Source organism: Leifsonia psychrotolerans, from assembly GCF_013410665.1.
Lineage (GTDB): Bacteria > Actinomycetota > Actinomycetes > Actinomycetales > Microbacteriaceae > Cryobacterium > Cryobacterium psychrotolerans_A.
In genome coordinates this window covers 986,567-1,010,719 of the sequence record NZ_JACCFM010000001.1, presented here as the reverse complement: position 1 = coordinate 1,010,719, position 24,153 = coordinate 986,567, and the positions used below count along the sequence as shown (strand labels likewise).

The 24,153-nt window shown below is 64.6% G+C and carries 21 protein-coding genes and 1 riboswitch; of the genes, 2 read left to right on the top strand and 19 right to left on the bottom strand.

Annotated elements, in window-relative coordinates; genetic code table 11:
• Positions 1–19: 19 nt before the first annotated feature.
• Positions 20–120: riboswitch (TPP riboswitch) on the bottom strand.
• Between the two features lie 328 nt (positions 121–448).
• On the top strand, positions 449–1,219 hold the full coding sequence (locus tag HNR05_RS04580) for a phosphatase PAP2 family protein (RefSeq protein WP_179577947.1): 771 nt from the start codon (positions 449–451) through the stop codon (positions 1,217–1,219).
• Here the strand turns inward: HNR05_RS04580 and HNR05_RS04575 are convergent.
• Positions 1,173–2,333, bottom strand: coding sequence for a low temperature requirement protein A (locus tag HNR05_RS04575; RefSeq protein WP_179577946.1), 1,161 nt, complete (start codon positions 2,331–2,333; stop codon positions 1,173–1,175). The two genes, HNR05_RS04580 and HNR05_RS04575, sit on opposite strands and share 47 nt — an antisense overlap.
• Positions 2,334–2,521: 188 nt before the next feature.
• Here HNR05_RS04575 and HNR05_RS04570 point away from each other — a divergent pair, with 188 nt between their 5' ends.
• Positions 2,522–2,674 carry a hypothetical protein gene (locus tag HNR05_RS04570; protein ID WP_179577945.1) on the top strand — a complete coding sequence of 51 codons (153 nt, stop codon included), beginning with the start codon at positions 2,522–2,524 and terminating at the stop codon, positions 2,672–2,674.
• A 101-nt stretch (positions 2,675–2,775) separates the two neighbouring features.
• Here the strand turns inward: HNR05_RS04570 and pyk are convergent, their stop codons facing one another.
• From pyk to HNR05_RS04480, 18 genes are all read right to left on the bottom strand, one after another.
• On the bottom strand, positions 2,776–4,221 hold the full coding sequence (gene pyk, locus HNR05_RS04565; protein WP_179577944.1) for a pyruvate kinase: 1,446 nt from the start codon (positions 4,219–4,221) through the stop codon (positions 2,776–2,778).
• Between the two features lie 73 nt (positions 4,222–4,294).
• Complete coding sequence (locus HNR05_RS04560; protein WP_179577943.1) at positions 4,295–5,752, bottom strand: glutamate synthase subunit beta; 1,458 nt, start codon at positions 5,750–5,752, stop codon at positions 4,295–4,297.
• Positions 5,745–10,322 carry a glutamate synthase large subunit gene (gene gltB / locus HNR05_RS04555; RefSeq protein WP_179577942.1) on the bottom strand — a complete coding sequence of 1,526 codons (4,578 nt, stop codon included), beginning with the start codon at positions 10,320–10,322 and terminating at the stop codon, positions 5,745–5,747. Before gltB ends, HNR05_RS04560 begins: the two co-directional genes overlap by 8 nt.
• Before the next feature lie 181 nt (positions 10,323–10,503).
• Positions 10,504–11,478: a prolipoprotein diacylglyceryl transferase gene (lgt, locus tag HNR05_RS04550; RefSeq protein WP_179577941.1), complete on the bottom strand. Its 975-nt coding sequence runs from the start codon at positions 11,476–11,478 to the stop codon at positions 10,504–10,506.
• Positions 11,479–11,548: 70 nt separating this feature from the next.
• Positions 11,549–12,376, bottom strand: coding sequence for a tryptophan synthase subunit alpha (gene trpA, locus HNR05_RS04545; protein ID WP_179577940.1), 828 nt, complete (start codon positions 12,374–12,376; stop codon positions 11,549–11,551).
• Positions 12,373–13,584: a tryptophan synthase subunit beta gene (trpB, locus tag HNR05_RS04540; RefSeq protein ID WP_179577939.1), complete on the bottom strand. Its 1,212-nt coding sequence runs from the start codon at positions 13,582–13,584 to the stop codon at positions 12,373–12,375. The genes trpA and trpB overlap by 4 nt, the downstream gene beginning before the upstream one ends.
• On the bottom strand, positions 13,585–14,355 hold the full coding sequence (gene trpC, locus HNR05_RS04535) for an indole-3-glycerol phosphate synthase TrpC (RefSeq protein ID WP_179580571.1): 771 nt from the start codon (positions 14,353–14,355) through the stop codon (positions 13,585–13,587).
• Positions 14,356–14,370: 15 nt separating this feature from the next.
• Positions 14,371–14,592: a DUF6704 family protein gene (locus HNR05_RS04530; RefSeq protein WP_179577938.1), complete on the bottom strand. Its 222-nt coding sequence runs from the start codon at positions 14,590–14,592 to the stop codon at positions 14,371–14,373.
• A 35-nt stretch (positions 14,593–14,627) separates the two neighbouring features.
• Positions 14,628–15,317 (bottom strand): Trp biosynthesis-associated membrane protein, encoded by a 690-nt coding sequence (locus HNR05_RS04525; protein WP_179577937.1) that lies wholly within the window; start codon positions 15,315–15,317, stop codon positions 14,628–14,630.
• On the bottom strand, positions 15,318–16,850 hold the full coding sequence (locus HNR05_RS04520) for an anthranilate synthase component I (RefSeq protein ID WP_179577936.1): 1,533 nt from the start codon (positions 16,848–16,850) through the stop codon (positions 15,318–15,320).
• A 13-nt stretch (positions 16,851–16,863) separates the two neighbouring features.
• Positions 16,864–17,223: a phosphoribosyl-AMP cyclohydrolase gene (gene hisI, locus HNR05_RS04515; RefSeq protein WP_179577935.1), complete on the bottom strand. Its 360-nt coding sequence runs from the start codon at positions 17,221–17,223 to the stop codon at positions 16,864–16,866.
• A complete protein-coding gene (hisF, locus tag HNR05_RS04510; RefSeq protein WP_179580569.1) occupies positions 17,223–17,984 on the bottom strand; it encodes an imidazole glycerol phosphate synthase subunit HisF in 762 nt (253 codons plus the stop codon). The genes hisI and hisF overlap by 1 nt, the downstream gene beginning before the upstream one ends.
• 15 nt (positions 17,985–17,999) lie before the next feature.
• Positions 18,000–18,839: an ATP phosphoribosyltransferase gene (gene hisG, locus HNR05_RS04505; RefSeq protein ID WP_179577934.1), complete on the bottom strand. Its 840-nt coding sequence runs from the start codon at positions 18,837–18,839 to the stop codon at positions 18,000–18,002.
• 52 nt (positions 18,840–18,891) lie between these two features.
• Positions 18,892–19,155, bottom strand: coding sequence for a phosphoribosyl-ATP diphosphatase (locus HNR05_RS04500; protein WP_179577933.1), 264 nt, complete (start codon positions 19,153–19,155; stop codon positions 18,892–18,894).
• Between the two features lie 12 nt (positions 19,156–19,167).
• Positions 19,168–19,833 carry a ribulose-phosphate 3-epimerase gene (gene rpe / locus HNR05_RS04495; protein ID WP_179577932.1) on the bottom strand — a complete coding sequence of 222 codons (666 nt, stop codon included), beginning with the start codon at positions 19,831–19,833 and terminating at the stop codon, positions 19,168–19,170.
• A 9-nt stretch (positions 19,834–19,842) separates the two neighbouring features.
• Positions 19,843–21,222, bottom strand: a complete 1,380-nt coding sequence (locus HNR05_RS04490; RefSeq protein ID WP_179577931.1) for an RsmB/NOP family class I SAM-dependent RNA methyltransferase — start codon at positions 21,220–21,222, stop codon at positions 19,843–19,845.
• Complete coding sequence (fmt, locus tag HNR05_RS04485; RefSeq protein ID WP_179577930.1) at positions 21,219–22,136, bottom strand: methionyl-tRNA formyltransferase; 918 nt, start codon at positions 22,134–22,136, stop codon at positions 21,219–21,221. The genes HNR05_RS04490 and fmt overlap by 4 nt, the downstream gene beginning before the upstream one ends.
• On the bottom strand, positions 22,137–24,152 hold the full coding sequence (locus HNR05_RS04480) for a primosomal protein N' family DNA-binding protein (RefSeq protein ID WP_179577929.1): 2,016 nt from the start codon (positions 24,150–24,152) through the stop codon (positions 22,137–22,139).
• Between the last annotated feature and the right edge of the window lies 1 nt (position 24,153).

Below are 24,153 nucleotides of genomic sequence, written 5' to 3'. Positions count from 1 at the left end.
TCTATAGACCAAAAGAGGGCACGGGTTAGAGAAGCCTTCCTGCGCTGGCATGATCCAGATCAGGTTCGACGGTCGAAGCTTGAGAAGCTTCCTCTCAGCCCGGCTCACCGGACTCCCGTGTTCGGTTTCAGTATAGCGCCGCTTAGAATCACTTCATGGGACCACAGGGTGCGATCGAGCACCGACTGACGAGAGGTGGCTAGCCATCGGCATCCTCATCGCACTCGCCGTGCTCTTGCTCGTGTTGCTGAGGCTCTTCATTCGTCGCAACCGTCGGCTACGTCGAGGTCTCCCGGTTCACAACCCCGCACGTATCCCCCTGTGGGTTCGGCGTCGCTGGGCGCACCGTCGCTGGCCTCGCCTGCGTTGGCCTCGCCTCCGGAGGCGGGGCCAACGGGCGAGTTAGGCTGCAATCTAACGCCCAGCCTGAGGTATTACGTTCTTCAGCGTGCAGAATTCTCAGCTCCCGTCCCGTGCCCGACTCGCTCTGCTCCCTCAACCGCGGCTCTGGCCGCTGTGGGCAGTGTTGCTGACCGCATTGACGCTCACGCTCGGTTACGTTGTGACCTCGGTTCGCGGATTCTCCCCGCTCGAACTCACTGTCGATCAGCAGCTCAGTCGCGACCACGATCCGTTTCTCACCGCACTCGCGCTGGGAATCGATGTGGTGCTCTCTCCCCCGGGGATCATCATCATTCTTGGCGTGCTTTTTCTGTTCCTCCTGGTTGTGCGCCGATCCCCGGTGAACGCGATCGCGGTGGCAGCTGTCGCCGGCATCGGTTGGCTCTCTAGCCAGGCGTTCAAACTCGCCGTGGTTCGACCCCGCATCGATTCGAGCCTCCTCACCGACCCGCTCGTCAGCGAACACGGCCATGACAGCTTCCCGAGCGGGCACATGAGCTTCGCCGTGGCGCTCGCCGTGGCGCTCTATCTGCTCGCGCGCGGCACACGGTGGGCAAAACTCGTCGCGATCATCGGCGTCATTTTCGCGCTGGTGGTTGGCCTGTCCCGGGTGTATCTCGGTGCGCACTACCCGACGGACGTGCTCGGGGCCTGCCTCGGATCGCTCGCTGCAATTCTGTTGTTCATCGGATTGTGGAACCGCTACGGGTTGCGCGTGCTGGGCAGCATCCGTGTACTCAACCGAATCGGGCCGGTGCCATCCACTCCGGTCACCGCTCCTCGCGAACGGTCGTACGCCCCGCGCCACGCCGAGTGATCGCGGCCGGGGCCACCAGAACCGTGATCACCACCACGGCGCCGGCCACCAGCTCAGTGCCCGTGACAACCGGCGCCAGCGACAGCAGCCCCAACGGGAGTGCAATCCCGACGATGGCCCAACGCAGCACTGCGCGCAGTGGGTCGCGGTAGCGCAACATAATGAGGGCATTCGTGCCGTAAAACAGTGCAATTCCGCAAGCGATCGAGATGGCGGCCCCGGTCGGCAGCGGGTGGGTCGGTTCGGCGACCGCCGTGCCGAGCCCGGCGGACAACAGTACAACAGCCACGACGACGAGGAACGGCAGATACATCACCGTGTCCCGCAATGCGCCCACATTGCCCTCAACCTGCAGACGGTGCCAACTGCGTTCAGCCGTCTCGGCACCATACGTGAAGAAGGCCCAGGCGAGGAGAGATATTGCGGCAAATGCAAGAAGCGCTGTCAGTCCCGACGTGAGGCTCCAGCTGTCGCTGAGCTCGGCGAACACCGCGAGCACCGATTCTCCGAAGACGATGACGACAAAGAGTCCGACGCGTTCGCTCAGGTGCTCAGTGTTGAGCGCCTGACGGAGCCAGCTGGCTTGGCGGCCCAGGAACGAAAGGAGAAGAATCTCGAGCAGAATCGCTGTGCCCCACAGCCACCATTGCGCCGGTTGGGGCACAGCGGCCGAAACCCCCCAGAGCACGGCCGTGACACCGCAGTAGAGCACCGGACGATACCAGGGCACGCCCCGGCGCCGGCCCTCGGACCACCAGGCGTAAAACAGCACCAGCCGCAGGAGAGAGTTTCCGAGGGCGTAGACCCAGGCGCGCTCGCCGAGACCCTCAACGCTCGCCGCTGCCATCATTCCGACGCCGAACATCGCGATGCTTACCAGGAGCCAGATCTGACCCGTCATTCTCTCCCCGAACAGGTTGAGGGTGAGCATCACATTCACCCAGGCCCACCAGGCCGGAAAGAACAGCACGATGAACGTCAGAAAGTTCACCGGCTGCGGATCACCATGCAAGCCGATCGCCAGCTGGCCGACGAAGGCCGCCATGACGAGATCGAAGAACAGCTCAAGCCAGTTGGCGTGCCGTGAACCTGCCGTCCGACTCACATCGCTCACGCCAGAGAGCATACGCCGCGCCTTTACTCCTCGCCGGAGACACGCCCAGCCCGTGAGCCGCGCTGGAGCTATGAGAACAGCGGATCGGCGCTGACCAGCTCCACCGCCGCTGATCACCCGTGTTGCGCGCGCTCCCCCGGGCACTGACTATGACCGTGAGCCCTCAGTCATCTAGTCTCGAGAGCACCATGAAAGATAACCCTCAGCTTCGATTCATCATGGTCATTATGGCGGTTCTCGTCGCCCTGGTGGCCGTTGTCATTCTCGTACAGCTCACGCTTCCGCCCGAGGATGGCGTACCGGTTCGACCTACAAGCGTTTCGACCGTGAATCCGGGCTAATGCGCACCCCTCCTGCTGCTCGCTGAGACCTCAATCACCCTGCTTAAAGCACGCAGCCCCGCCCCGTCGACGACGGAAGCGGGGCTGCGCGAACGACAGGCTTAGACCTTGGCGTAGGCCGGTGCGGCACCATTGTGAGCGTCGCCCACCTGATACACCCGGATGTCGTTGGTCGAGCCGACGATTCCGGGAGGGGATCCAGAGATCACCACGACCTTGTCGCCGATCTCGGCCAGACCCTCGTCGAGCAAGATCTTGTCAACCTGGCCGAACATGGCGTCGGTGTGCGTGACACGATCAACGAGGAACGTCTGAACGCCCCAGGTAAGGGCCAGACGGCGACGGATGCCCGGCTCCGGCGTGAACGCAATCATCGGGATCTTTGAGCGAATGCGGGCCATCCGGCGTGCAGAGTCGCCTGATTCGGTGAAGATGCAGACGTACTTCGCATCGACGAACTGGGCAACCTCGCTTGCGGCGAGCGTGATGGCGCCACCCTGCGTGCGCGGCTTCACGGTCAGCGGCTGGATGCGTTCGAGGCCGTGAACCTCGGTCGAGTCCACAATGCGAGCCATGGTCTGCACGGTCACGACGGGATACTCACCCACGCTCGTCTCACCGCTCAGCATGACGGCATCCGCGCCATCCAACACGGCGTTGGCCACGTCGGACGTTTCCGCCCGCGTCGGCACCGGGCTGTGGATCATCGATTCGAGCATCTGCGTCGCAACGATGACCGGCTTGGCCATGCGGCGGGCAATCTCGACGGCACGCTTCTGCACGATCGGCACGGCCTCCAACGGAAGCTCGACACCCAGGTCACCGCGGGCGACCATGATGGCATCAAACGCGTCAATAATCTCTTCGAGGTTGTCGACGGCCTGCGGCTTCTCAATCTTGGCGATCACCGGAACCCGGCGGCCTTCCTCGTCCATGATCTCGTGCACACGCTTGATGTCTGCCGCGTCACGCACAAAGGAGAGCGCGATCAGGTCGGCGCCCAGCTTCATGCCCCAACGCAGATCAGCCTCATCCTTCTCGGAGAGAGCGGGAACGTTCACCGCGACACCGGGCAGGTTGATGCCCTTGTTGTTCGAGACCGGGCCGGCGACGATCACTCGAGTGGTGACGACGACGCCATCCGTCTCGACGACCTCAACCTTCACCTTGCCATCGTCGATGAGCAGGAAGTCGCCGGGGGCCACATCCTGGGGCAGCCCCTTGAACGTGGTGCCACAGATCTGCTGGTTGCCCAGGATGTCTTCGGTCGTGATCTTGAAGATGTCGCCGACGGCGAGGTCGTACGGGCCGTCCTCGAACTTGCCCAGGCGGATCTTCGGGCCTTGAAGGTCCACCATCACTGCGATGGCACGTCCAGAGTCGTTGGCAGCCTTACGCACATTCGCGTACACGCTTTCGTGCACCTGGTAGGTGCCGTGGCTGAGATTCATGCGGCATACGTCGACGCCGGCATCAATGATCGCCCGAATCTGTTCGTAGCTCGATGCTGCCGGCCCGAGGGTGGCAACGATTTTCGCGCGTCTCATACTGCTAAATCTCCGATTCCGCGCCTGAACGGCGCCTTGTGTGACTGCGAGGAAATAAAGGTGGGGGGATTCGTTAGATCGAAAATGGTCGATCGGTGGGTATGACCGGGGCAGGAAGACGGGTGCTTCCCACCAGGTAGGTGTCGACCGCGGCCGCGGCGGCGCGACCCTCTGCAATAGCCCAGACGATCAAGGATTGTCCGCGGCCTGCGTCGCCGGCCACAAATACGCCTTCGTAGCTGGTTTGGTAATCACCGGCACGTTCGACATTACCCCGCCCATCGAACGGAAGCTGCAGTTGCGCCGACAGTTGTTCAGATTCGGTGCCGGTAAAGCCGAGCGCGAGCAGCACCAGATCCGCGGGAATCTCCCGTTCAGTGCCCGCTTTCGGCACCCGGCGGCCGTCGAGATACTCGGTTTCGGCGACACGAATTGCGCGCACCTCCCCCGCCTCATTGCCGAGGAATTCGATTGTCGACGCCAAGAACTGGCGGGTTCCGCCTTCTTCGTGAGCGCTCGACACCTCGAACAGTGTCGGCGAGATCGGCCACGGCTGGTGCGACGGCCGCTCGGTGCCCGGCTGGATTCCGATCGCCAGGTTGGTGACGGATGCCGCGAGCTGGCGGTGCGCGGTTCCAATGCAGTCTGCTCCCGTGTCACCGCCGCCGAGAACGACGACGTGCTTTCCCGCGGCACTGATCTGTGCGTCTACGACGTCACCGGCGCCCACCTTGTTCTGCTGAACCAGGTATTCCATGGCGAAATGCACCCCGGTCAGGTCACGACCGGGAATGGGGAGGTCACGCGGCACGAGAGCGCCGGTCGCAACGATGACCGCGTCATAGCGGGCACGCAGGTCGGCCCAACTGATGTCGACACCGATGTTCACACCGGCACGGAATCGGGTTCCTTCCGCCTTCATCTGGCCCAGACGCGCCTCCAGGTGTGTCTTCTCCATCTTGAAATCAGGAATGCCATAGCGCAGCAGCCCACCGATGCGATCGTCGCGTTCGAAGACCGCGACGGTGTGTCCGGCACGCGTCAACTGTTGGGCAGCCGCCAGTCCGGCCGGACCCGATCCGACCACGGCAACCGTCTTGCCGCTCAGCCGCCCGGGCAGCTGCGGGGTGACCCAGCCGTTCTCGAAGGCCTGGTCGATGATCGATACCTCAACCTGTTTGATGGTAACGGCGGGTTGGTTGATGCTGAGAACACAGGCGGACTCACACGGGGCCGGGCACAGACGACCGGTGAACTCGGGAAAGTTGTTTGTGGCGTGCAGTCGCTCGATCGCCTGTTCCCCCTCGTCACGCCAGGTCAGATCGTTCCACTCGGGAATCAGGTTGCCGAGCGGACAACCCTGGTGGCAGAACGGAACTCCGCAATCCATGCACCGTCCGGCCTGACGCTTGAGCGTGGCGGCATCACCCTGCTCGTAGACCTCTTTCCAATCCATCAAGCGCACAGAAACCGGTCGACGGGCCGGAAGCTCGCGCTCAGTCGTCTTCAGGAATCCCTTCGGATCAGCCATGGGTTACCTCCAGAATGCGGTTCCAGACAACATCGCCATCAGGGTCAAGCCCTTCGTCGAGTGCCTGTTGGCGGGTCGAGAGCACTGCGGCGTAGTCACGCGGCAGAACCTTGACGAATCTCGTCAGTGTCTGATCGAGATCGGCCAGGAGCCGGGCGGCGAGAGCCGACTCGGTCTGGTCACGGTGCTGTTCGAGCAGGTCACGCACGATTTCACGGTCGGCGCTGCCGAGTTGCTGCAGCTCGAGTTCCCCTGAATCGAGGGACTGTCGATTCACGTTCTCGGGGCGGAGGCCGTAGACGTACGCGGTACCACCTGACATTCCGGCGCCGAGGTTGCGTCCGGTACCGCCCAGGATGAGCGCCAGTCCGCCGGTCATGTATTCGAGGGCATGGTCGCCCACTCCCTCGACGACCGCCGTCGCCCCGGAGTTGCGCACGAGGAAGCGTTCGCCGACGATGCCACGAATGAACATCGTCCCCTCCGTGGCGCCGTATCCGATCACGTTTCCGGCGATCACGTTACGCTCGGCCGGAAACACGCTGTGTCGGTCCGGCCGCAGGGTGATGGAGCCACCCGAGAGTCCCTTTCCGACGTAGTCGTTCGAGTCCCCCTCGAGGTGAAGGCTGATACCGCTCGGCAGGAACGCCCCGAACGACTGGCCGGCGCTCCCCCGTAGCGTCACGGTGATCGAGCCGGCCGGCAAACCATTCTCGCCGTGCCGCACCGTCACCTCATGGCCGAGCATCGTGCCGACGGCGCGTTCGGTGTTGCGGATCGGCAGATCGATCGACACCTGGCCGCCGTGTTCGAGAACACGGGCACTCTGGCGGATCAGCTCGTTGTCGAAGTGCGCCTCCAACTCGTGTTCCTGCGGCCGGCTGAATTGCCGGGGTTCCGCATCAGAAAAGTCGGGGCCGACCAGAATGGGCGTGAGGTCGAGACCCGCTGCCTTCCAATGTTCGAGCGCCCCCTCGACATTGAGAAGTTCGCGGTGCCCGATCGCTTGGTCAAGGCTCGTGAAACCCAACTCAGCGAGGTACTCACGTACCTCCTGTGCAATGAACTGGAAGAAGTTGACCACGTAGTCGGCCTTGCCGCTGAACCGCTTGCGCAGCTGCGGGTTTTGAGTGGCGACACCGACGGGGCACGTGTCGAGGTGACAGACGCGCATCATGATGCAGCCTTCGACCACGAGCGGCGCCGTCGCGAAGCCGAACTCTTCGGCACCCAACAGGGCACCGATAATCACGTCGCGGCCGGTCTTCAGCTGACCGTCGACCTGCACAACGACTCGATCACGCATTCCGTTCAGCATGAGGGTCTGTTGGGTTTCGGCCAAACCGAGTTCCCACGGGGTTCCGGCGTGTTTCAGCGAGTTCACGGGGCTGGCTCCGGTTCCACCGTCGTGGCCCGAGACGAGGATGACGTCGGAGAGAGCCTTCGCCACACCGGCAGCAACGGCACCGATCCCCGATTGGCTGACCAGTTTCGTGTGGATGCGTGCTTTCGGATTGGCCCGTTTCAGATCGAAGATGAGCTGTTTCAGGTCTTCAATCGAATAGATGTCGTGGTGTGGGGGCGGCGAGATCAAGCCGACCCCGGCCGTCGCGTGACGCGTGCGGGCCACCCACGGGTAGACCTTGGTCGGCGGCAGCTGTCCCCCTTCGCCGGGTTTGGCGCCCTGGGCGAGTTTGATCTGAATGTCGTCGGCGTGCGTGAGATACATGCTCGTCACGCCGAACCGTCCCGACGCCACCTGCTTGACCGCACTGCGCCGCTCGGGGTCGAGCAGGCGATCCAGGTCTTCGCCGCCCTCTCCCGTGTTCGACTTGCCACCCAACCGGTTCATGGCGATGGCCAGGGTCTCGTGAGCCTCTTGCGAGATCGAGCCATAACTCATCGCACCGGTCGAGAACCGTTTCACGATCGACTCGACCGACTCGACGGTGTCAAGCGGCACCGGCCGTCTGGCGCCGGGAGCGAGTGTGAACATTCCCCGCAGCGTCATGAGCGACGCGGCCTGATCGTCGATCAGCTTCGTGTATTCCCGAAAGATGTCGTAGCGCCCGGTGCGTGTCGAGTGCTGCAACCGGAAGATCGATTCAGGATTGAACAGGTGGGGTGCGCCGTCACGACGCCACTGGTATTCGCCGCCGGTCGCCAAACGCTCGTGCGCGGTGACTGCCGCATCCTCGGGATAGGCCGACGTGTGACGATCGAGGTTTTCGGCCGCCACAACGTCGATGCCAATACCGCCCAGTTTGCTTGTCGTTCCGGTGAAGTAGCGATCGATGAACTCGTGACTGAGGCCGACAGCCTCAAAGGCCTGAGCACCGGCGTAGGACGAAACCGTCGAGATGCCCATCTTCGACATGATCTTCAGCACCCCCTTTCCGAGCGCCTTGATCACGTTCTGCACGGCCTTTTCGGGCGACACCTCGGTGATGAAACCGCTCCGCACCAGGTTTTCGCAGGTTTCCATGGCGAGGTACGGGTTCACCGCCGATGCGCCATAACCGACCAGGAGCGCGACGTGATGCACCTCGCGCACGTCGCCCGCTTCGACGACGATTCCGACCTTCATCCGGTTCTCGGTGCGAATCAGGTGATGATGCACGGCTGAGATGAGCAGCAGCGACGGGATCGGCGCGAGGTCTTTGTTTGAATCTCGATCGGAGAGCACCAAGAAGTGCGCCCCATTGTCGATGGCCGCATCAACTTCGGCGCAGATGGCGCTCAGTCGGTTCTCGAGCGCGCCCGGGCCCTCGTCGAAGCGGTAGAGACCACGGATTGTCGTCGTCATACGGCTGCCCGGCGCCGGGTCGATGTGCTGGATTTTGGCCAGTTCGTCATTGTCGATGACCGGGAAGTCGAGAACAACCTGGCGCGCATGCTCAGCGCCGGCCGTGAGCAGGTTGCGCTGCGGCCCGAGTGCCAGCCTGAGTGAGGTGACGACCTCTTCGCGAATGGAATCGAGCGGCGGATTCGTCACCTGCGCAAACTGCTGCGTGAAGTAGTCGAAGAGCAGCCGGGGCCGTTCGGAGAGAATCGCGATCGGGGTATCAGAACCCATGGCGCCCAGCGGCTCCGCACCGGTGCGGGCCATCGGTGCGAGCAGAATACGGACCTCCTCTTCGGTGTACCCAAATGTGCGCTGGCGCCGCACAACCGATGCCGGCGGATGCACGATGTGCTCACGCTCTGGGAGGTCCTTGAGATTGATGCGGCCCTCGTCAAGCCAGTCACCCCACGACTCACTCGCAGCCAGCTCGGCCTTGATCTCGTCGTCTTCGATCAGACGGCCGGCCACGGTGTCGACCAGGAACATCTTGCCGGGACGCAGACGGCCCTTCCGAACGACGCGGCTCGGGTCGATGTCGAGCACGCCGATCTCACTCGCCAAGACGACAAGACCATCGTCGGTGATCAGGTACCGCCCCGGACGCAGACCGTTTCGGTCGAGGGTGGCTCCCACGAGGGCTCCGTCGGTGAACACAATTGCCGCCGGGCCGTCCCACGGCTCCATCAGCATCGACTGGTACTCGTAGAACTCACGGCGTTCGGCGTCGAGGTTCGGCTGGTTCTCCCACGCTTCCGGAACCATCATCATCACCGCGTGCGGGAGCGACCGCCCCGACAAGCTCAGCAACTCCACAACCTCATCGAATGACGCCGAGTCACTTCCCCCGGGGGTGACGATGGGCAGCAGCGGGGCGAGATCGCCGAGCAGCTCGGATTCCAGCTGTGACTGGCGGGCACGCATCCAGTTGCGGTTACCCTGCACCGTATTGATCTCACCGTTGTGGGCAATCATGCGGAACGGCTGGGCGAGCGGCCAGGAGGGGAACGTGTTCGTGGAATAGCGCGAGTGCACGAGGGCCAACGTCGAGGCGAAACGGGGGTCGGACAGATCCGGGTAGAACGGCTCGAGCTGCAACGTCGTGACCATGCCCTTGTACACCAGTGTGCGACAGGACAGCGATGCGAAGTAGATCTCCAGTTCGCGCTCGGCGCGCTTCCGCAACCGCCACGCCTGCCGGTCGAGCTCAATTCCGCCCAGCGGCGCACCGGTCTGGGTGGTGAGTGCACTCGTCAGAAAGAGCTGCTGAATGGCGGGCATCGCCGCGCGGGCCAGGGTTCCGACCTCGTCGGGACGCAGCGGTACTTCGCGCCAGCCGAGCACGATCAGACTCTCCTCGGCGGCCAGTGCGTTGATCTGCTGCTTGATGGCGCTCCGGGCAGTCGGATCGGTGGGCAGAAACGCGTTCCCGACCACGTAACGCCCGTTCACCGGCAGATCGAAGTCGACGACTGCACGCAGAAATCCATCGGGGATCTGCGTGACGATCCCGGCCCCATCTCCGGTGCCGGCGTCAGAGCCGACAGCTCCGCGATGTTCCAAGTTGCGCAGAGCATCGAGGGCCAACGTGATGATGTCGTGCCCGGCCGTGCCGCGCAACGTCGCGACCATCGCAAGCCCACAGGCGTCGCGTTCTTCGGCCGGATCGTACAGCCCCTGGGCCTCTGGCAACGTGCTGAACCGGGAAAAGGGAGGCGTAAGTGCCATGAAACGGTCCTCACAAACTAATCAAATAGCTGGTAGGGACGTCAATGGCCCGGGGGCAATGAAGAACGTGAGGACACCGAAATTGCGGTGCGATCAGTGTTCGTGAGAGAGGCCGTCACCGCGAGCCATCAGCGATGGCGTCGGATGACGGGCCGGTCAGGAGTGTGGGTGTCTGAGACTCTCAGTGCGAGTCGCGGGTGCTTGTGGCAGCGACTGTGTCCGAACCGTGGGAATCGATGGCGTCGTTGCCGTGAGTATCGTTCGTGGATTCGGTGTGTTCGGATTCTACATCAGGGTCGGGCGCTGTCCATTCACGACCCGGCCGGTACGGACTGGTTTCGATGCCGATGTGCTCCTGTCGCTGCACGAGCAGCAGTATGAGGCCGATCAAAACAGCGAGGAGGGCAGCCCAGACGTTGGTGCGGATGCCCAAGAAGATTTCACTCGGGTCGAGGCGAATCGTCTCGAGGTAGCTGCGGCCCAGACCGTACCAGATGAGGTACACAGCGAACGCGCGGCCCCAGCGCAGGTTGAATTTGCGCTCGAGGAACAGAATGACGGCGACGCCAATCAGATTCCAGATCATCTCGTACAGGAATGTGGGCGTGAAGAGCGTATCGGCGGGCAAGCCGACCGGGAAAGCTGCGTTCGAAACGGGAACTTCAAGGCCCCAGGGCAGCGTCGTCGGCTGACCGAAGAGCTCGACGTTGAACCAGTTGCCGAGACGGCCCATCGCCTGGGCGACGAGCAGGCCGGGGGCGACGGCATCCGCAAACGACCAGAAACGAATTCCGGTGAGCCTGCAGCCGATCAACGCGCCCACGGCACCGCCGAGCAGCGCCCCGAAGATGGCGTTGCCGCCCTCCCAAATCGCGAAGACGTTCCAGAGGTTGGCCCCCGGGAAGAAGTAGTCGCCGGGGTGCGTGAAGACGTGGTAGAACCGGGCACCGACGATGCCGAGCGGGACCGCCCACAGAATGATGTCGAGTACGATTCCCGGCTCAGCGCCGCGCTTGGTCAGACGGCGACTCGTCATCACGGTGGCCACGATGATTCCAGCCAGAATGCACAGCGCGTAGGCGTGAATCTGAAACGGCCCAATCGTGAAGGAACTCCACTCCGGGGTCGGGCTGGGAATGCTCAGGGGAAAAGACACCGCGGTACTACCTTTCGTCGTGACACACAGTCACTGCAGACGCCCGACTGGGCGTCTCGGTCAATTTATCCTATGTGGTGGGGCGTGAAGAGCGGGCACCCGCCGCGAGCTCGGCGGCGAGGGCGCCGACAGCCGCAACTCCCCCATCAGCCAGGGCCTTCACCAGGGCTGAGCCGACAATTGCACCGTCGGCATAGCCGAGAATCTCCCGCACCTGCTCGGGCGTCGAAATGCCGATTCCGACACACGCACTCGTCGATCCAGCCGCACGCAGTCGGTCCACGAGGATGCGTGCGGCTGCGTCGACATCGGCGCGCGCGCCGGTGATTCCCATGGTGGAGACGGCGTAGACGAATCCACGGCTTGCCTCCACCGCCTGGGCAAGTCGGGCATCGGATGAGGAGGGCGCTGCGAGGAAGACCCGGTCAAGACCCGTCCGCTCACTTGCCGCCAGCCAGGCGGATGCCTCTTCGGTGATCAAGTCTGGAGTAATGAGGCCGGCCCCGCCGGCCGTAAGCAGATCGTCGGCAAATCGATCGACCCCGTACTGCATGACGGGGTTCCAGTAGGTCATCAGCAAGATCGGGATGTCGGCCTGCGCCCGAATCTCGCGCACCGCCTCGAACGCGTGGCTCAGCCGAAACCCGTTGGAGAGTGCGGTCAGAGTGGCGGCCTGAATGACCGGACCATCCATCACCGGGTCGGAGTACGGCACACCCAGCTCGAGCACGTCCACGCCGTTGTGAGCCAGGGCGACTGCAGCATCAATGCTGCCCGCCAGGTTCGGGAAGCCGACGGGAAGGTAACCGATCAAGGCGCCGCTCCCGGCGTCACGGCGCCGAGCGATGGTCTGTTCGACGGCGCTGATGGTTGCCGGTTTGCGGGGCGTACTGCTCATGATTGGGACGCGCCTTCGTCGAGCAGATCGAAATAGCGACCTGCGGTTTCCATGTCTTTGTCACCACGGCCGCTGAGATTCACCAGGATTGTGGCATCAGGGCCGAGCTTCTTGCCCAGCTCGAGCGTGCCCGCCAGGGCGTGCGATGACTCGATCGCGGGAATGATGCCCTCGGTGCGGCTGAGCAGAAGCAGGGCGTCCATGGCTTGCGCATCGGTCACCGGCAGATAGTTTGCGCGATTGATGCTCGCCAGCCAGGCATGCTCTGGCCCGACACCCGGGTAGTCCAGTCCGGCTGAAATCGAGTGCGACTCGACGGTCTGTCCGTCCGCATCCTGCAGCATGATGCTCCGAGCACCGTGGAGCACGCCGGGAGTCCCCTTGGTGATGGTGGCGGCATGACGCGGCGTATCCGCACCGTCTCCGGCCGCTTCATAGCCGTAAAGCGCCACGTCGGCGTCATCGAGGAAGGCGTGGAAGATACCCATCGCATTGGAGCCACCACCGACACACGCTGTAACGGCATCCGGAAGCCGCCCAGTGAGGTCGAGTACTTGCTGACGGGCCTCCTCGCCGATGATCTTCTGAAAGTCACGCACCATGGCCGGGAACGGATGCGGGCCGGCAACCGTTCCGAAAATGTAGTTGGTCGTTTCGACGTTGGTGACCCAGTCGCGCATCGCTTCGTTGATGGCGTCTTTGAGAGTGCGCGAACCGGCCTTCACCGACACGACCTCGGCGCCGAGAAGGCGCATGCGCGCCACGTTCAGCGCCTGACGCTCGGTGTCGACCTCGCCCATGTAGACGACGCAGTCCAGCCCGAACAGAGCCGCCGCAGTGGCCGCGGCCACACCGTGCTGCCCCGCACCGGTTTCAGCAATAACCCGGGTCTTGCCGATGCGCTTGGTCAGGAGAGCCTGACCGAGCACGTTATTGATCTTGTGCGAACCGGTGTGGTTCAGATCTTCGCGCTTGAGGATGATGCGCGCGCCACCGGCGTGCGCCGCAAACCGGGGAACCTCGGTGATGATCGACGGTCGGCCGGTATAGCTGCGGTGCAGCTCCATCAGTTCTGCCGCGAACGCGGGGTCCTGTTTGGCCAGCTCGTACTCGGCGGTGAGCTCGTCGAGTGCGGCGACCAGGGACTCGGGCACCCACCGCCCGCCGAAATCGCCGAAATAGGGGCCCTGCTCTGCGCGAAGTGACATTTATACCGCCAGGAATTCGGAAAGGGTGTGAAGGGGATCACTCGTGACGAGGGCTTCGCCGACGAGTACAACGTCGGCTCCGGCCGAACGGTAGTGGGCCACATCGGACGCCGTCTTGACCGCGGATTCGGCGACCCGGATAACGCCCGACGGAATCGATCCGGCGAGGGTGCCGAACAGATTCGCGTCAAGCTCAAAAGTAGAGAGGTTGCGGGCGTTCACGCCCACCAGCCCGGCGCCAACGTCCAGCGCCCTCCTGACCTCATCTGCGCTGTGGGTTTCAACCAGCGGCGTCATGCCCAGTTCGAGAATCAGCTCGTGAAGCGTGAGGAGTGTCTTCTGGTCGAGAGCCGCGACGATGAGCAGAACGAGGTCTGCTCCGACTTCGCGCGCTTCGAAGACTTGGTACGCCTCGCCGATGAAGTCTTTGCGCAGAACAGGAATCTGAACGGCCTGGCGCACCTGGGCCAGGTCATCGAGCGAACCCTTGAATCTGCGGCCCTCGGTGAGCACGCTGATGGCGCTCGCCCCACCGGCCTGGTAGGCCGTGGCGAGAGCCGCCGGGTCCGCAATCTCAGCGAGAGCACCGCGTGAGGGGCTTGCTCGCTTCACCTCGGCGATGATTTTAACGCCGTCTGCCGGCGCGAGCGCGGCCAGCGCGTCCAGTGCCGGGCGTTGCGCACGCGCAGCCGCCTCGACCAGCGCAAACGAACGAACCGAGCGACGCGCCTCGGCGTCGGCCAGTGCTCCGGCCGTCAGCTCAGCGAGCAGGTCGGTCGCCACGTGTTAGTGACTCGAAGCCGTGTCTGAGACGCCGTAGCCGACACGGGCCATAACCCAGCCCACGATCAGACCAACAACGAGCAGAACGGCAGAAGCCCAGACGAGCCAGGCCGCTTCAAAAAAGAACGCCACAGTGCCGATGGCGAATGCCGCGAGCATGATGACGACGGCGGTCCATGCTGCCGGCGAATGGCCGTGACCGGGGTCAATGGACTCGATGCTCATACTTCTCCTTGAGTTGTTTAGGGTACGGGGCAAGTCTAGCGGGTAGGGTCTTCGCCGCGGCTCAGATCGTCCCAGTCGCCCACAGAGTCGTGACCCGATGGGTGGTCGACCGCGTCGACAGCTGCAGCCGTCTCGGCATCCGCATCGGCAGCGGTTGCGGCCGCACGCGGCGCGTCAGGTGTGGCCGGGACAGGCTCCAACCGAACCGCTTGATAGCGCGTGGTGGGGCCGGGCCACCGGCCAACGGTGATGATCACGCTGACTCCGGTGACCAGCATGAGGGCAGCGGCGACGAGGGCGAGATACGGCCAGAATGTGAGGTCTGCCGATGACACGCCGGCTACGACCGACTCGTGTCCGGCTATGCCCGTCGCCGCGGTAACTGCGGCCGAGCTGGCCGCAGCGGGGTCAGTGACCGCCTCGAACACTGCGAGGCCGACCGAGAAGCCGAGCAGCGCCTCCAAAAAGCCCAGAATGATACGGATGATGGTACCCGCGATCGTCAACGCCCCGGCCAGCGCCAGGCCGGCGAGGGCCAGTGCGGTCAGCGCGGGAGCCGCGACGGAGCCGTCGACGTTCAGAAGAAGGTCGGACCCGGCCTGCGTGGACAGTGTCACGACCACCCAGGTTTGGGTCCAGGCGAGCAGCGCCAGAGCACTGGCGACAATAATCGTGAGAATATGCAGCAGTTTGAGCCGCTTACCCGACGAGCGTTCTCGGGACATCTATTTCACTCGTTTCATAGCGTTGGCGACCGCGACCGCACGCAGCGGCGCGGCAGCCTTGTTTTGCGACTCGTTGTATTCAGACTCGGGGTCTGAATCGGCGACGAGCCCGCCGCCGGCTTGCACCCGCGCGACCCCGTTGGCGATCGTTGCCGTGCGAATGGCGATGGCGAGGTCGGCGTCGCCGGCGAAGCCGAAGTAGCCCACGACTCCCCCGTATACTCCGCGCTGCGCGGGTTCGAGGGCGTCGATGATTTCAAGGGCACGGGGTTTCGGTGCCCCCGAAAGCGTTCCAGCGGGGAATGTGGCACGGAACACGTCGATGGCACTCTGACCGGCGAGCAAGTTTCCTTCAACCGAGGAGACGAGATGCATGATGTGACTGAACCGCTCGACCCGCATGAACTCGGTGACCTCGACCGACCCCGCCGCACACACCTTGAGCAGGTCGTTCCGAGCCAGGTCGACGAGCATGAGGTGTTCTGCGCGCTCCTTGGCGTCTCCGGTCAGCTCGATCTCGTAGTCGGCGTCCGCCTCAGGCGTGGCTCCGCGCGGCTTCGAGCCGGCGATCGGATGCGTGAAGACCCGCTCGTTCTGGACCTTCACGAGGGCCTCCGGTGACGAGCCGACGATCCAATAGGGATCACCGCTTGGCGAGTCGAGGCTGAGCAGGTACATGTACGGGCTCGGATTCAGGCTGCGCAGCACGCGATAGACGTCGATCGGATGCGCCGTGCATTCCTGATCGAAGCGTTGCGAGATGACGACCTGAAAGATGTCACCGTCGACGATGTGTTGTTTCGCGGTGTCCACGGCGGCCAGGAAGTCGGCTCGTTCGGTGCGGTGTGTCGGGGCTGCGGGTGTCGACAGGTCGACCTCGGCCAGCCAGGCCTCCCCTGGCTGGGCGAGACGGGACTGCAACGAATCGAGACGTGCCTGCGCGTCGGCCCAGAGGGTATCCGGGGTATCCGTGCCGTCGTTGAGCACATTCGCGATGAGCTGCACAGTGCCGAACTTGTGGTCGAGCACAACCAGGTCGGCGACGAAGCTGAACGCCTGACCCGGAACGTCATAGTCGGCGGCCGGTTGATTCGGCAGGTGTTCGAGCTGCCGAATCGCTTCCCAGCCGATGAAACCGACAAGTCCGCCGGTGAGCGGCGGGTGTTCGGGGAGGCGCGGCGTCTGCCAGGCGGCGTAGAGGTGAGCGAGCGCCTGCAGCGGTCCGAGGTTGGACGATTCGCCGAGGGCGCGCTCGGCCGAAATGCCGTAGTCGATCCACGCGACGTCGTTACCACGCTGGGTGAGCACGCCAAACGATGAGACACCCACGAACGAGAACCGCGACCAGATTCCGCCCTGCTCGGCCGATTCGAGCAGGAAACTACCCGGAGCGCCGGCGGCGAGCTTGCGGTAGATCCCCACCGGGGTCTCGCCATCGGCGAAGAGCTCACGGATGACCGGAATGACGCGGTGCCCGGCGAGTAGCTCGGTGAACTGGTCGTGGCGCGTGGTTCCGGCTGTCGCGTCGATCATTCGGGTCGGTCCTTCACTCGTTGGGGATTGTCGTCACGGCCAGGTCGCGGCCGTCGAAGCAGGTACGGGTGCCGGTGTGGCAGGCGGCACCGACCTGGTCGACCTGCACGAGCAACGTGTCGTTGTCGCAGTCGAGCGCGGCGGCACGCACGAACTGTGCATGGCCTGAGGTGTCGCCCTTGCGCCAGTATTCCTGCCGGCTGCGCGACCAGAACGTCACGCGCCCCTCGACAAGAGTTCGACGCAGTGCCTCGCGGTCCATCCAGCCCAGCATCAGCACTTCCTGACTATCGAACTGCTGAATCACCGCGGGCAGCAGACCGTCGGAATTGAAGACCGCGGCATCGAGAGCCTCGGTTGCAGACACCGTCATCAGCGCACCAGCATTCCTGCGTCGCCGAGCTCACGCTTGACGTCGCCGATCGTGAGTTCCCCGCTGTGAAAAACGGATGCGGCAAGCACGGCATCCGCACCCGCAGCGATGGCGGGTGGAAAGTGTTCGAGGGCGCCGGCTCCGCCGGAGGCGATCACCGGCACGGTGCTGAAGCTGTGCATGAGCGCGATGAGTTCCGTGTCGAAGCCGTTCTTGGTGCCGTCGGCATCGATCGAGTTGACGAGCAGCTCGCCGGCGCCGAGTTCGAGTGCGGCCGTAGCCCAGGCAACCGCGTCGAGATCGGTCTCGGTGCGCCCTCCGTGGGTGGTCACGACGAATCCGGATTCGGTGCGCCCGGAGCGCTTGACGTCAAGCGAGAGCACGAGGACCTGCGAGCCGAATCGGTCGGCGATCTCACCGATCAGGGCCGGGCGCGCGATGGCCGCGCTGTTCAGACCGATCTTGTCTGCTCCATGCCCCTGCAGGCGTGCAACATCTTCGACGCTCCGGATGCCGCCGCCGACGGTGAGCGGAATGAAGACCTGCTCTGCGGTGGCGCGCACCACGTCGTAGGTCGTGGAACGGTTGTCGACCGTGGCCTTCACATCGAGGAAGGTGAGTTCGTCGGCACCCTGCTCGTAATACCGGCGGGCCAGTTCGACCGGGTCGCCCGCGTCGCGCAGGTTTTCAAAGTTCACGCCCTTGACGACGCGGCCGTCGGCCACGTCGAGGCACGGAATCACTCGCACCGCGAGAGTCATTGTCATCCCCCGTTCTTAGAGGCGCGCGTTGTGAATCGAGGTGACCAAAATGGCACGGGCACCGAGTCCGTAGAGCGAGTCCATCACGTTGTTCATGTCCTTGCGCGGAATCATGACACGCACGGCCACCCATTCGGGGTCGTGCAAGTTCGAGACCGTGGGCGATTCGATGCCGGGGGCGAGTTCGCAGGCCGCGTCGAGCTGGGCCCGGGTGATGTCGTAGTCCATCAGCACATACTGGCGGGCGACGAGAACTCCCTGAAGGCGGCGCAGCAGTGTGGCAATGCCGGCGTTCTCGTTGGCCGAGCTGATCAGCACTGCCGTTGACTGCAGGATGACCGGTCCGAAGATCTCGAGGCCGGCCTTCTTGAGCGTGGAGCCTGTCGAAACAACGTCGGCGACGGCATCCGCGACACCCAACTGAACGGCCGATTCGACGGCGCCGTCGAGTGTCACGAGCGTGACAGTCACGTTGTGCTCGGCTAGGAACGTTTCGACGAGTCCGGGATAGCTGGTGGCGACGCGCAGGCCTTCCAGATCTGCGAGGGTGCTGAACCTGCCGGCCGGGCCCGCAAAGCGGAAGGTTGAGTCACCGAAGTCGAGACTGGCGATCTCGGTGGCCGTCGAGTGCGAGTCGAGCAGCAGGTCGCGGCCGGTGATGCCGACGTCAAGCGCGCCGGAACCGACGTAGGTGGCGATGTCGCGGGGGCGCAGGTAGAAGAATTCGACGCCATTGGCGGGGTCGGAGACGACGAGGTCGCGCGGGTCGCGACGGCCTGTGTAGCCGGCCTCAAACAGCATGGTTGAGGCGGTCTCTGACAGGGATCCCTTATTTGGGATGGCAATACGCAGCATGGGAGAACTTTCTGGGGTCAGGGTGACAGTGTCTGAAACGAAGGAATACCCGTTACAGATGTCGGTAGATGTCGGCCGGGGTGAGCCCCTTGGCCAGCATCATGACCTGCAGGTGGTAGAGCAGCTGGGAGATCTCCTCAGCCGTCTCGGTGTCGCTCTGGTACTCAGCAGCCATCCACACTTCTGCGGCTTCTTCTACGATCTTCTTACCAATCGCGTGTACGCCGGCGTCGAGTTCACGGACGGTTCCGGAACCCTCGGGCCTGGCTTCGGCCTTCTGCGTGAGTTCGGCAAAAAGCTCATCGAAATTCTTCACAGGTACAGGCTACTAGTGCGCGTGGCTGTGCTTGTCAGCGGCGGCACGGAGCAGAGCGATCTGAGCGGTCGGATCGCCGGTGAATACTGCTGATCCGGCGACGAACGTGTTGGCACCTGCTTCGGCGGCGATGCCGATGGTGTCGATGGTGACGCCGCCATCGACCTGCAACCACACGTCGAGTCCCTGCTTCTGCACGGCATCGGCGAGGGTGCGGAGCTTCGGCATCGTCGACTCCATGAAACTCTGACCGCCGAAGCCGGGTTCGACGGTCATCACGAGCACCTGGTCGAACTCGGGCAGCAGGTCAAGATACGGCTCGATCGGGGTGCCGGGCTTCAGCGCGATTCCCGCACGGGCACCGATCTGGCGCAGCGTGCGGGCCAGGGCGACGGCATCCGTTGCCGCTTCGGCATGAAAAGTAACTGAAAATGCGCCGACCTCGGCATAACCGGGAGCCCAACGATCCGGGTCGTCGATCATGAGGTGAACGTCGAGCGGAATCGGTGAGACCTGCTGCAAGCGCTCAACCATGGGCAGCCCGAACGTGAGGTTGGGCACGAAATGATTGTCCATGATGTCGACATGCACGAGGTCGGCGGTGCGAATGCGCCCCAGCTCGCTCTCGAAGTTGGCAAAGTCGGCGGCAAGAATGCTCGGATTGATTCTAGTCGTCATGAATTCACCCTAGGCGTTGCGCTCGATCAGCGTGATGAACATGGCGTCTGTGTTGTGACGGTGCGGCCAGAGCTGCACTGAGGTCGGGTCGCCAGCCAGGTCGAGTTCGGTCACCGCAAGCGACTGCACGACGGCTGCAGTGTCGAGCTGCCGGACCCGGTCGCCCCAGGCCTTCAGCGCTGTCGCGACGATTCCGCGGGTTTCGGCAATATGCGGCGAGCAGGTGACATAGGCAAGGATTCCGCCGGGCGCGAGAGCCTTCAGCGCGGCGTCAAGCAGGTTGGACTGTAGGCCGGACAACTCTGCAACGTCCTTCGGCTGTTTGCGCCAGCGCGCCTCAGGGCGACGACGCAGGGCGCCGAGGCCCGTGCACGGCGCGTCAAGCAGGATGCGGTCGAACGTGTCGGCATGACGGTCGGCGATCCGCGTGCCGTCGATCTCCCAGACCGGCACGTCGAGCGGCACCGGGGCCAGGGCGTTCCGGACGAGTTCGGCGCGGGTCGGCACGACCTCGTTCGCGACGAGGTAAGCGCCCCCGGCCAGTGCCTCGGCCGCGAGCAGTGCAGCCTTGCCGCCGGGGCCGGCACAGAGATCGAGCCAGCGCTCGTCGGCACGCACCGGGCGCGCCCGAGTGAGCGCAAGGGCGGCAATCTGAGAGCCTTCGTCTTGCACACGGATGCGGCCCTCATGCTGCTTCATCAGGGTGAACGGGTCTCCGCCGGCCAGCACGAATCCGGTCGGGGAGAACGGATCGGCTTCGCCGAGACTCGCGGCAAGCGACGGATCGGTCAGACCGGGCAGCGCAACCATGTTCACGCGCGCCGCCTGATTGTCGGCCGCAAGCAGCGCTGTGAGCTCGTCGGCGCGGTTCTCGGCCAGCAGCGACTGCCGCAGGGCACGCACCACCCAGACCGGGTGCGAGTAGAGCGCGGCGAGTGTGTCGTCGTCGCTCGTGGTCGCCTCGAGCACGCGCTCCCGCCACTCGTCGACGCTGCTCCGCGAGATGGTGCGCAACACGCCATTGGTAAACCCGGTCGCCGAGCGGGAGCCGACCTGCTTCGCCAGTGACACCGACTCGTTCACCGCGGCATGCGTGGCAACGCGGGTCGACAGCAGCTGATGGCTGCCCAGCCGCAGCACGTCGAGGATCGCGGGATCGATCGCGTCGACCGAGCGGCCGGCGGCCAACGCGATCACGCGGTCGTAGTAGCCCTGCATGCGCAGCGTGCCATAGGTCAGTTCGGTGGCCAGTGCGGCATCTGCCGTGTTCAGCGCCGCTCGCTTGATCTTCGTGGGCAGCAACAGGTTCGCGTAGGCATCCGTCTCGCGCACGGCAGCGATGACCTCATAGGCGACCCGACGGGCCGGCTGCACAAAATCGACACTCATGAAGCGATCACCTCGGATGCTGCCACGCCACGCCACCAGTCGATTGCACTCATTGGGTTCTTTCCAGCTGGTTGCACACGCAGAAGCTCAAGCGGCTCTGTCGCGGTGCCGATCAGCACTTTCTTTTCGAATTCACGGATGCTGCCTGCTGGCAGCGCAGGAAGGCCGCGCGTCGGGGCGGCTTCCAGAAGTTTGAACCGGGCGTCAGCGATCACCGTGAACGCTCCGGGCTCGGGCGTGACGCCCCGCAGACGGTTGTAGACGGCATCTGCCGGCTGCGTCCAGTCGATGCGGGCGTCGTCGATGTTGAGTTTGGGGGCCAGCGTCACGTCGCCGGCCTGCGGCACAGCGACCGCGGAGCCGGCAGCCAATTCGTCGACGACGCGCAACAGCAGGTCGGCGCCGCTGTGGCTGAGCGCCTCCAGCAGGCTGCCGCTTGTCGCGTCGGCGGGAAGCGGCACGGCGAAACTACCGAAGACCGAGCCGGCGTCGAGTTCGGCGACGAGTTGGAACACCGCAGCGCCGGTTTCGGCGTCACCGGCGATCACTGCACGCTGTACCGGCGATGCCCCGCGCCATCGGGGCAGCAGCGAGAAATGCAGGTTGATCCAGCCGAGACGAGGGACCGACAGCAGGGGCTCGCGCACCAGTCCCCCGTAGGCGACGATGACGCCCAGGTCGGGCTGCAGTGCAGCGATCTCTGCCGTGGCCTCGTCGCCGAGGCGGTTGGCCTTGATCACGGGGATGCCGCGCGCCGACGCAGCATCGGCCACCGGCGACGGGGTGAGCACGCGCTTGCGCCCGAGGGGGGCGTCAGCCCGGGTGACGACTGCGGCGATCTCGTGCGCGGAGCCGGCCAACAGGTTAAGACTGGGGATGGCGACCGCGGGGGTTCCCGCAAAGACGAGTTTCATTTAGAGCAGCTCCGGGTCGTCGAATCGTACTTTGAGTGTAGGCGCTGGGCGGAACGAGCCGCCCTTCGGTGCACGACGCCTGCTGGCGTTCTGCACAACGTGCGCCTTAAGAACGCGCGCCACCTCGTCGCCATGCGCGTAGCCGAACCGCACGACGGCACGCACCAACGGCGCGTCGGTCGTGACCGGCCCGAGCACGTCGACGTCGGACAGCTCGCCGAGTTCGAGCAAGGCACGATCCACATCGTCGGCTGTGCCCACGACGGATGCCACGCGCACCGCGGGCGGGAACCGCAACAATTTGCGGTCGGTCAGCTCGGCATACGCGTAGGCAGCAGGACGCCAGCCGTTCACGGCGGTGGCGAGAGCTCCGCCGACCCCGACAAGAATGACTGGCGCGCCCGGCGCCGCCAACGCCGCGGCGTTCGACCACCAGCGCAGACAGTCCTCGCCGACGCGTAGGGACTCGCGGGCGAGCATCCGTTCGCCGTCAAGCAGGAGAATTGCCCGGTAGCCGCCCGTCGGAATGGGTTCGGCGCCCCGAGTGGCGATCACGAGAGCCGGTTCGGCGCCCAGCGTTTGAATCGGGTGATCGCCGTCGGCCACGATGACACGGGAGCCGGGGAAGGCACGGCCGAGTTCTTCGGCGGTACGGCCGGCGCCGACGGTCATCACCCGGAAGGTGTGGCCTTCGCAATGAACGCAGGTCCAGCCGACGGCCAGGGCGCCGCACCAGCGGCAGGCCGGCGTCGAACCGGCCGACTTCTGACCGAGCGGCCCCTGACAGGCGGTGCACCTGGCCGGCTTTTTGCAGGTCTGACAGGCGAGAAACGGCGCATAGCCGGGAGTGGCGACCTGCACCAAGACCGGACCGTCGGCGATGGCTGCCTTTGCCGCAAGCCACGCGGCCGTCGGAATGCGGGCGGCGCGCGCCTGCGGGTCTGGCTCCCCCTGAAAATCTGTGGGAATGACCCGCGGATGTGTGTCTTTCGCGGGGTTCACCTCGTCGAGCCAGCCGACAGCCACGAGGCGCTGAGCCTCGACACTGCGCGAGTGCCCCAGCAGCACAAGCGCGCACCCCGTGAGTTCCTGGCGAACGAGCGCGGCGTCACGGGAATGCACGTACGGGCTGAGCGGCTCACCGTGCAACGGGTCGCCGTCGTCCCACAGCATGATCAACCCCAGGTTGCGGGCCGGAGCGTAGACGGCCGACCGGTTGCCCAAAACAATGCGCGGAGCCGCGCCGAGGCAGGCCAGGAACGCGCGGTACCGATCGGGGTTGCTCTGCCGGGCGTCGACGCGACTGACCGCCTCGGCTGGCGCGAGCACGTCGAGGGCGGCCTGCACTTGGTCTTGGTCACGAAAGTCTGGCACGACGATGATCGCGCTCTGGCCCTGCTCCAGGGTCTGCACCGCAAGTTCGGCGAGCGTCATCGCCCAATGACCGATCGTGGTGCCGTTCGGCAAGCGCACGAGGCGCGGCACTGCAGCAATGGCGCGGCGGCTGTGCTCGGCCACGATGCATTCGAGTACGCCGGGCGGGTAGTCGGCGAAACGAACGTGGCCATCAGAGGCAACTGACTTCGTCGGCGAGATGTCGACCGCAGATTCAGCCGATTCTTGTGCAGCCACCCAGGCCTTCTCGACCCGCACCTGCCGGCCGGGCACCGCGAGACGGATGATGTCGTTCGCGTTCCCGGCGGCGCGATCGGCCAGGCGCCGGGCCAGGGTGTAGATCTCGGACTGAAGCACGGGAACGGTCGACACAATCGAGTCGATCGGGCTGAGCTTGCCACTGAATTCGGGAATAACCCCCTCAGCGGGCAGCTCAGCCGGGTCGATGACCTCGATCAGATAGCCATCGGCCACCCGACCCTTCGAGCGCAGCGGCATCCGCACGCGCACACCCGGAACCGCGTGAGCGGCAAGCTCGTCGGGAATGGCGTAGTCGAACAGGTGGTCGAGCTGCGGCAGCGGAGAGTCGACCAGCACTCGCGCGACGAGCCCGGTGCGCATG

Bases quoted from the DNA above. Each gene is read 5' to 3' on its own strand.
- HNR05_RS04570 (WP_179577945.1), top strand. From the start codon at position 2,522: ATGAAAGATAACCCTCAGCTTCGATTCATCATGGTCATTATGGCGGTT.
- pyk (WP_179577944.1), bottom strand. From the start codon at position 4,221: ATGAGACGCGCGAAAATCGTTGCCACCCTCGGGCCGGCAGCATCGAGC.
- HNR05_RS04560 (WP_179577943.1), bottom strand. From the start codon at position 5,752: ATGGCTGATCCGAAGGGATTCCTGAAGACGACTGAGCGCGAGCTTCCG.
- gltB (WP_179577942.1), bottom strand. From the start codon at position 10,322: ATGGCACTTACGCCTCCCTTTTCCCGGTTCAGCACGTTGCCAGAGGCC.
- trpA (WP_179577940.1), bottom strand. From the start codon at position 12,376: ATGAGCAGTACGCCCCGCAAACCGGCAACCATCAGCGCCGTCGAACAG.
- trpB (WP_179577939.1), bottom strand. From the start codon at position 13,584: ATGTCACTTCGCGCAGAGCAGGGCCCCTATTTCGGCGATTTCGGCGGG.
- HNR05_RS04530 (WP_179577938.1), bottom strand. From the start codon at position 14,592: ATGAGCATCGAGTCCATTGACCCCGGTCACGGCCATTCGCCGGCAGCA.
- HNR05_RS04525 (WP_179577937.1), bottom strand. From the start codon at position 15,317: ATGTCCCGAGAACGCTCGTCGGGTAAGCGGCTCAAACTGCTGCATATT.
- HNR05_RS04520 (WP_179577936.1), bottom strand. From the start codon at position 16,850: ATGATCGACGCGACAGCCGGAACCACGCGCCACGACCAGTTCACCGAG.
- hisI (WP_179577935.1), bottom strand. From the start codon at position 17,223: ATGACGGTGTCTGCAACCGAGGCTCTCGATGCCGCGGTCTTCAATTCC.
- hisF (WP_179580569.1), bottom strand. From the start codon at position 17,984: ATGACTCTCGCGGTGCGAGTGATTCCGTGCCTCGACGTGGCCGACGGC.
- hisG (WP_179577934.1), bottom strand. From the start codon at position 18,839: ATGCTGCGTATTGCCATCCCAAATAAGGGATCCCTGTCAGAGACCGCC.
- rpe (WP_179577932.1), bottom strand. From the start codon at position 19,833: ATGACGACTAGAATCAATCCGAGCATTCTTGCCGCCGACTTTGCCAAC.
- HNR05_RS04490 (WP_179577931.1), bottom strand. From the start codon at position 21,222: ATGAGTGTCGATTTTGTGCAGCCGGCCCGTCGGGTCGCCTATGAGGTC.
- fmt (WP_179577930.1), bottom strand. From the start codon at position 22,136: ATGAAACTCGTCTTTGCGGGAACCCCCGCGGTCGCCATCCCCAGTCTT.
- HNR05_RS04480 (WP_179577929.1), bottom strand. From the start codon at position 24,152: ATGCGCACCGGGCTCGTCGCGCGAGTGCTGGTCGACTCTCCGCTGCCG.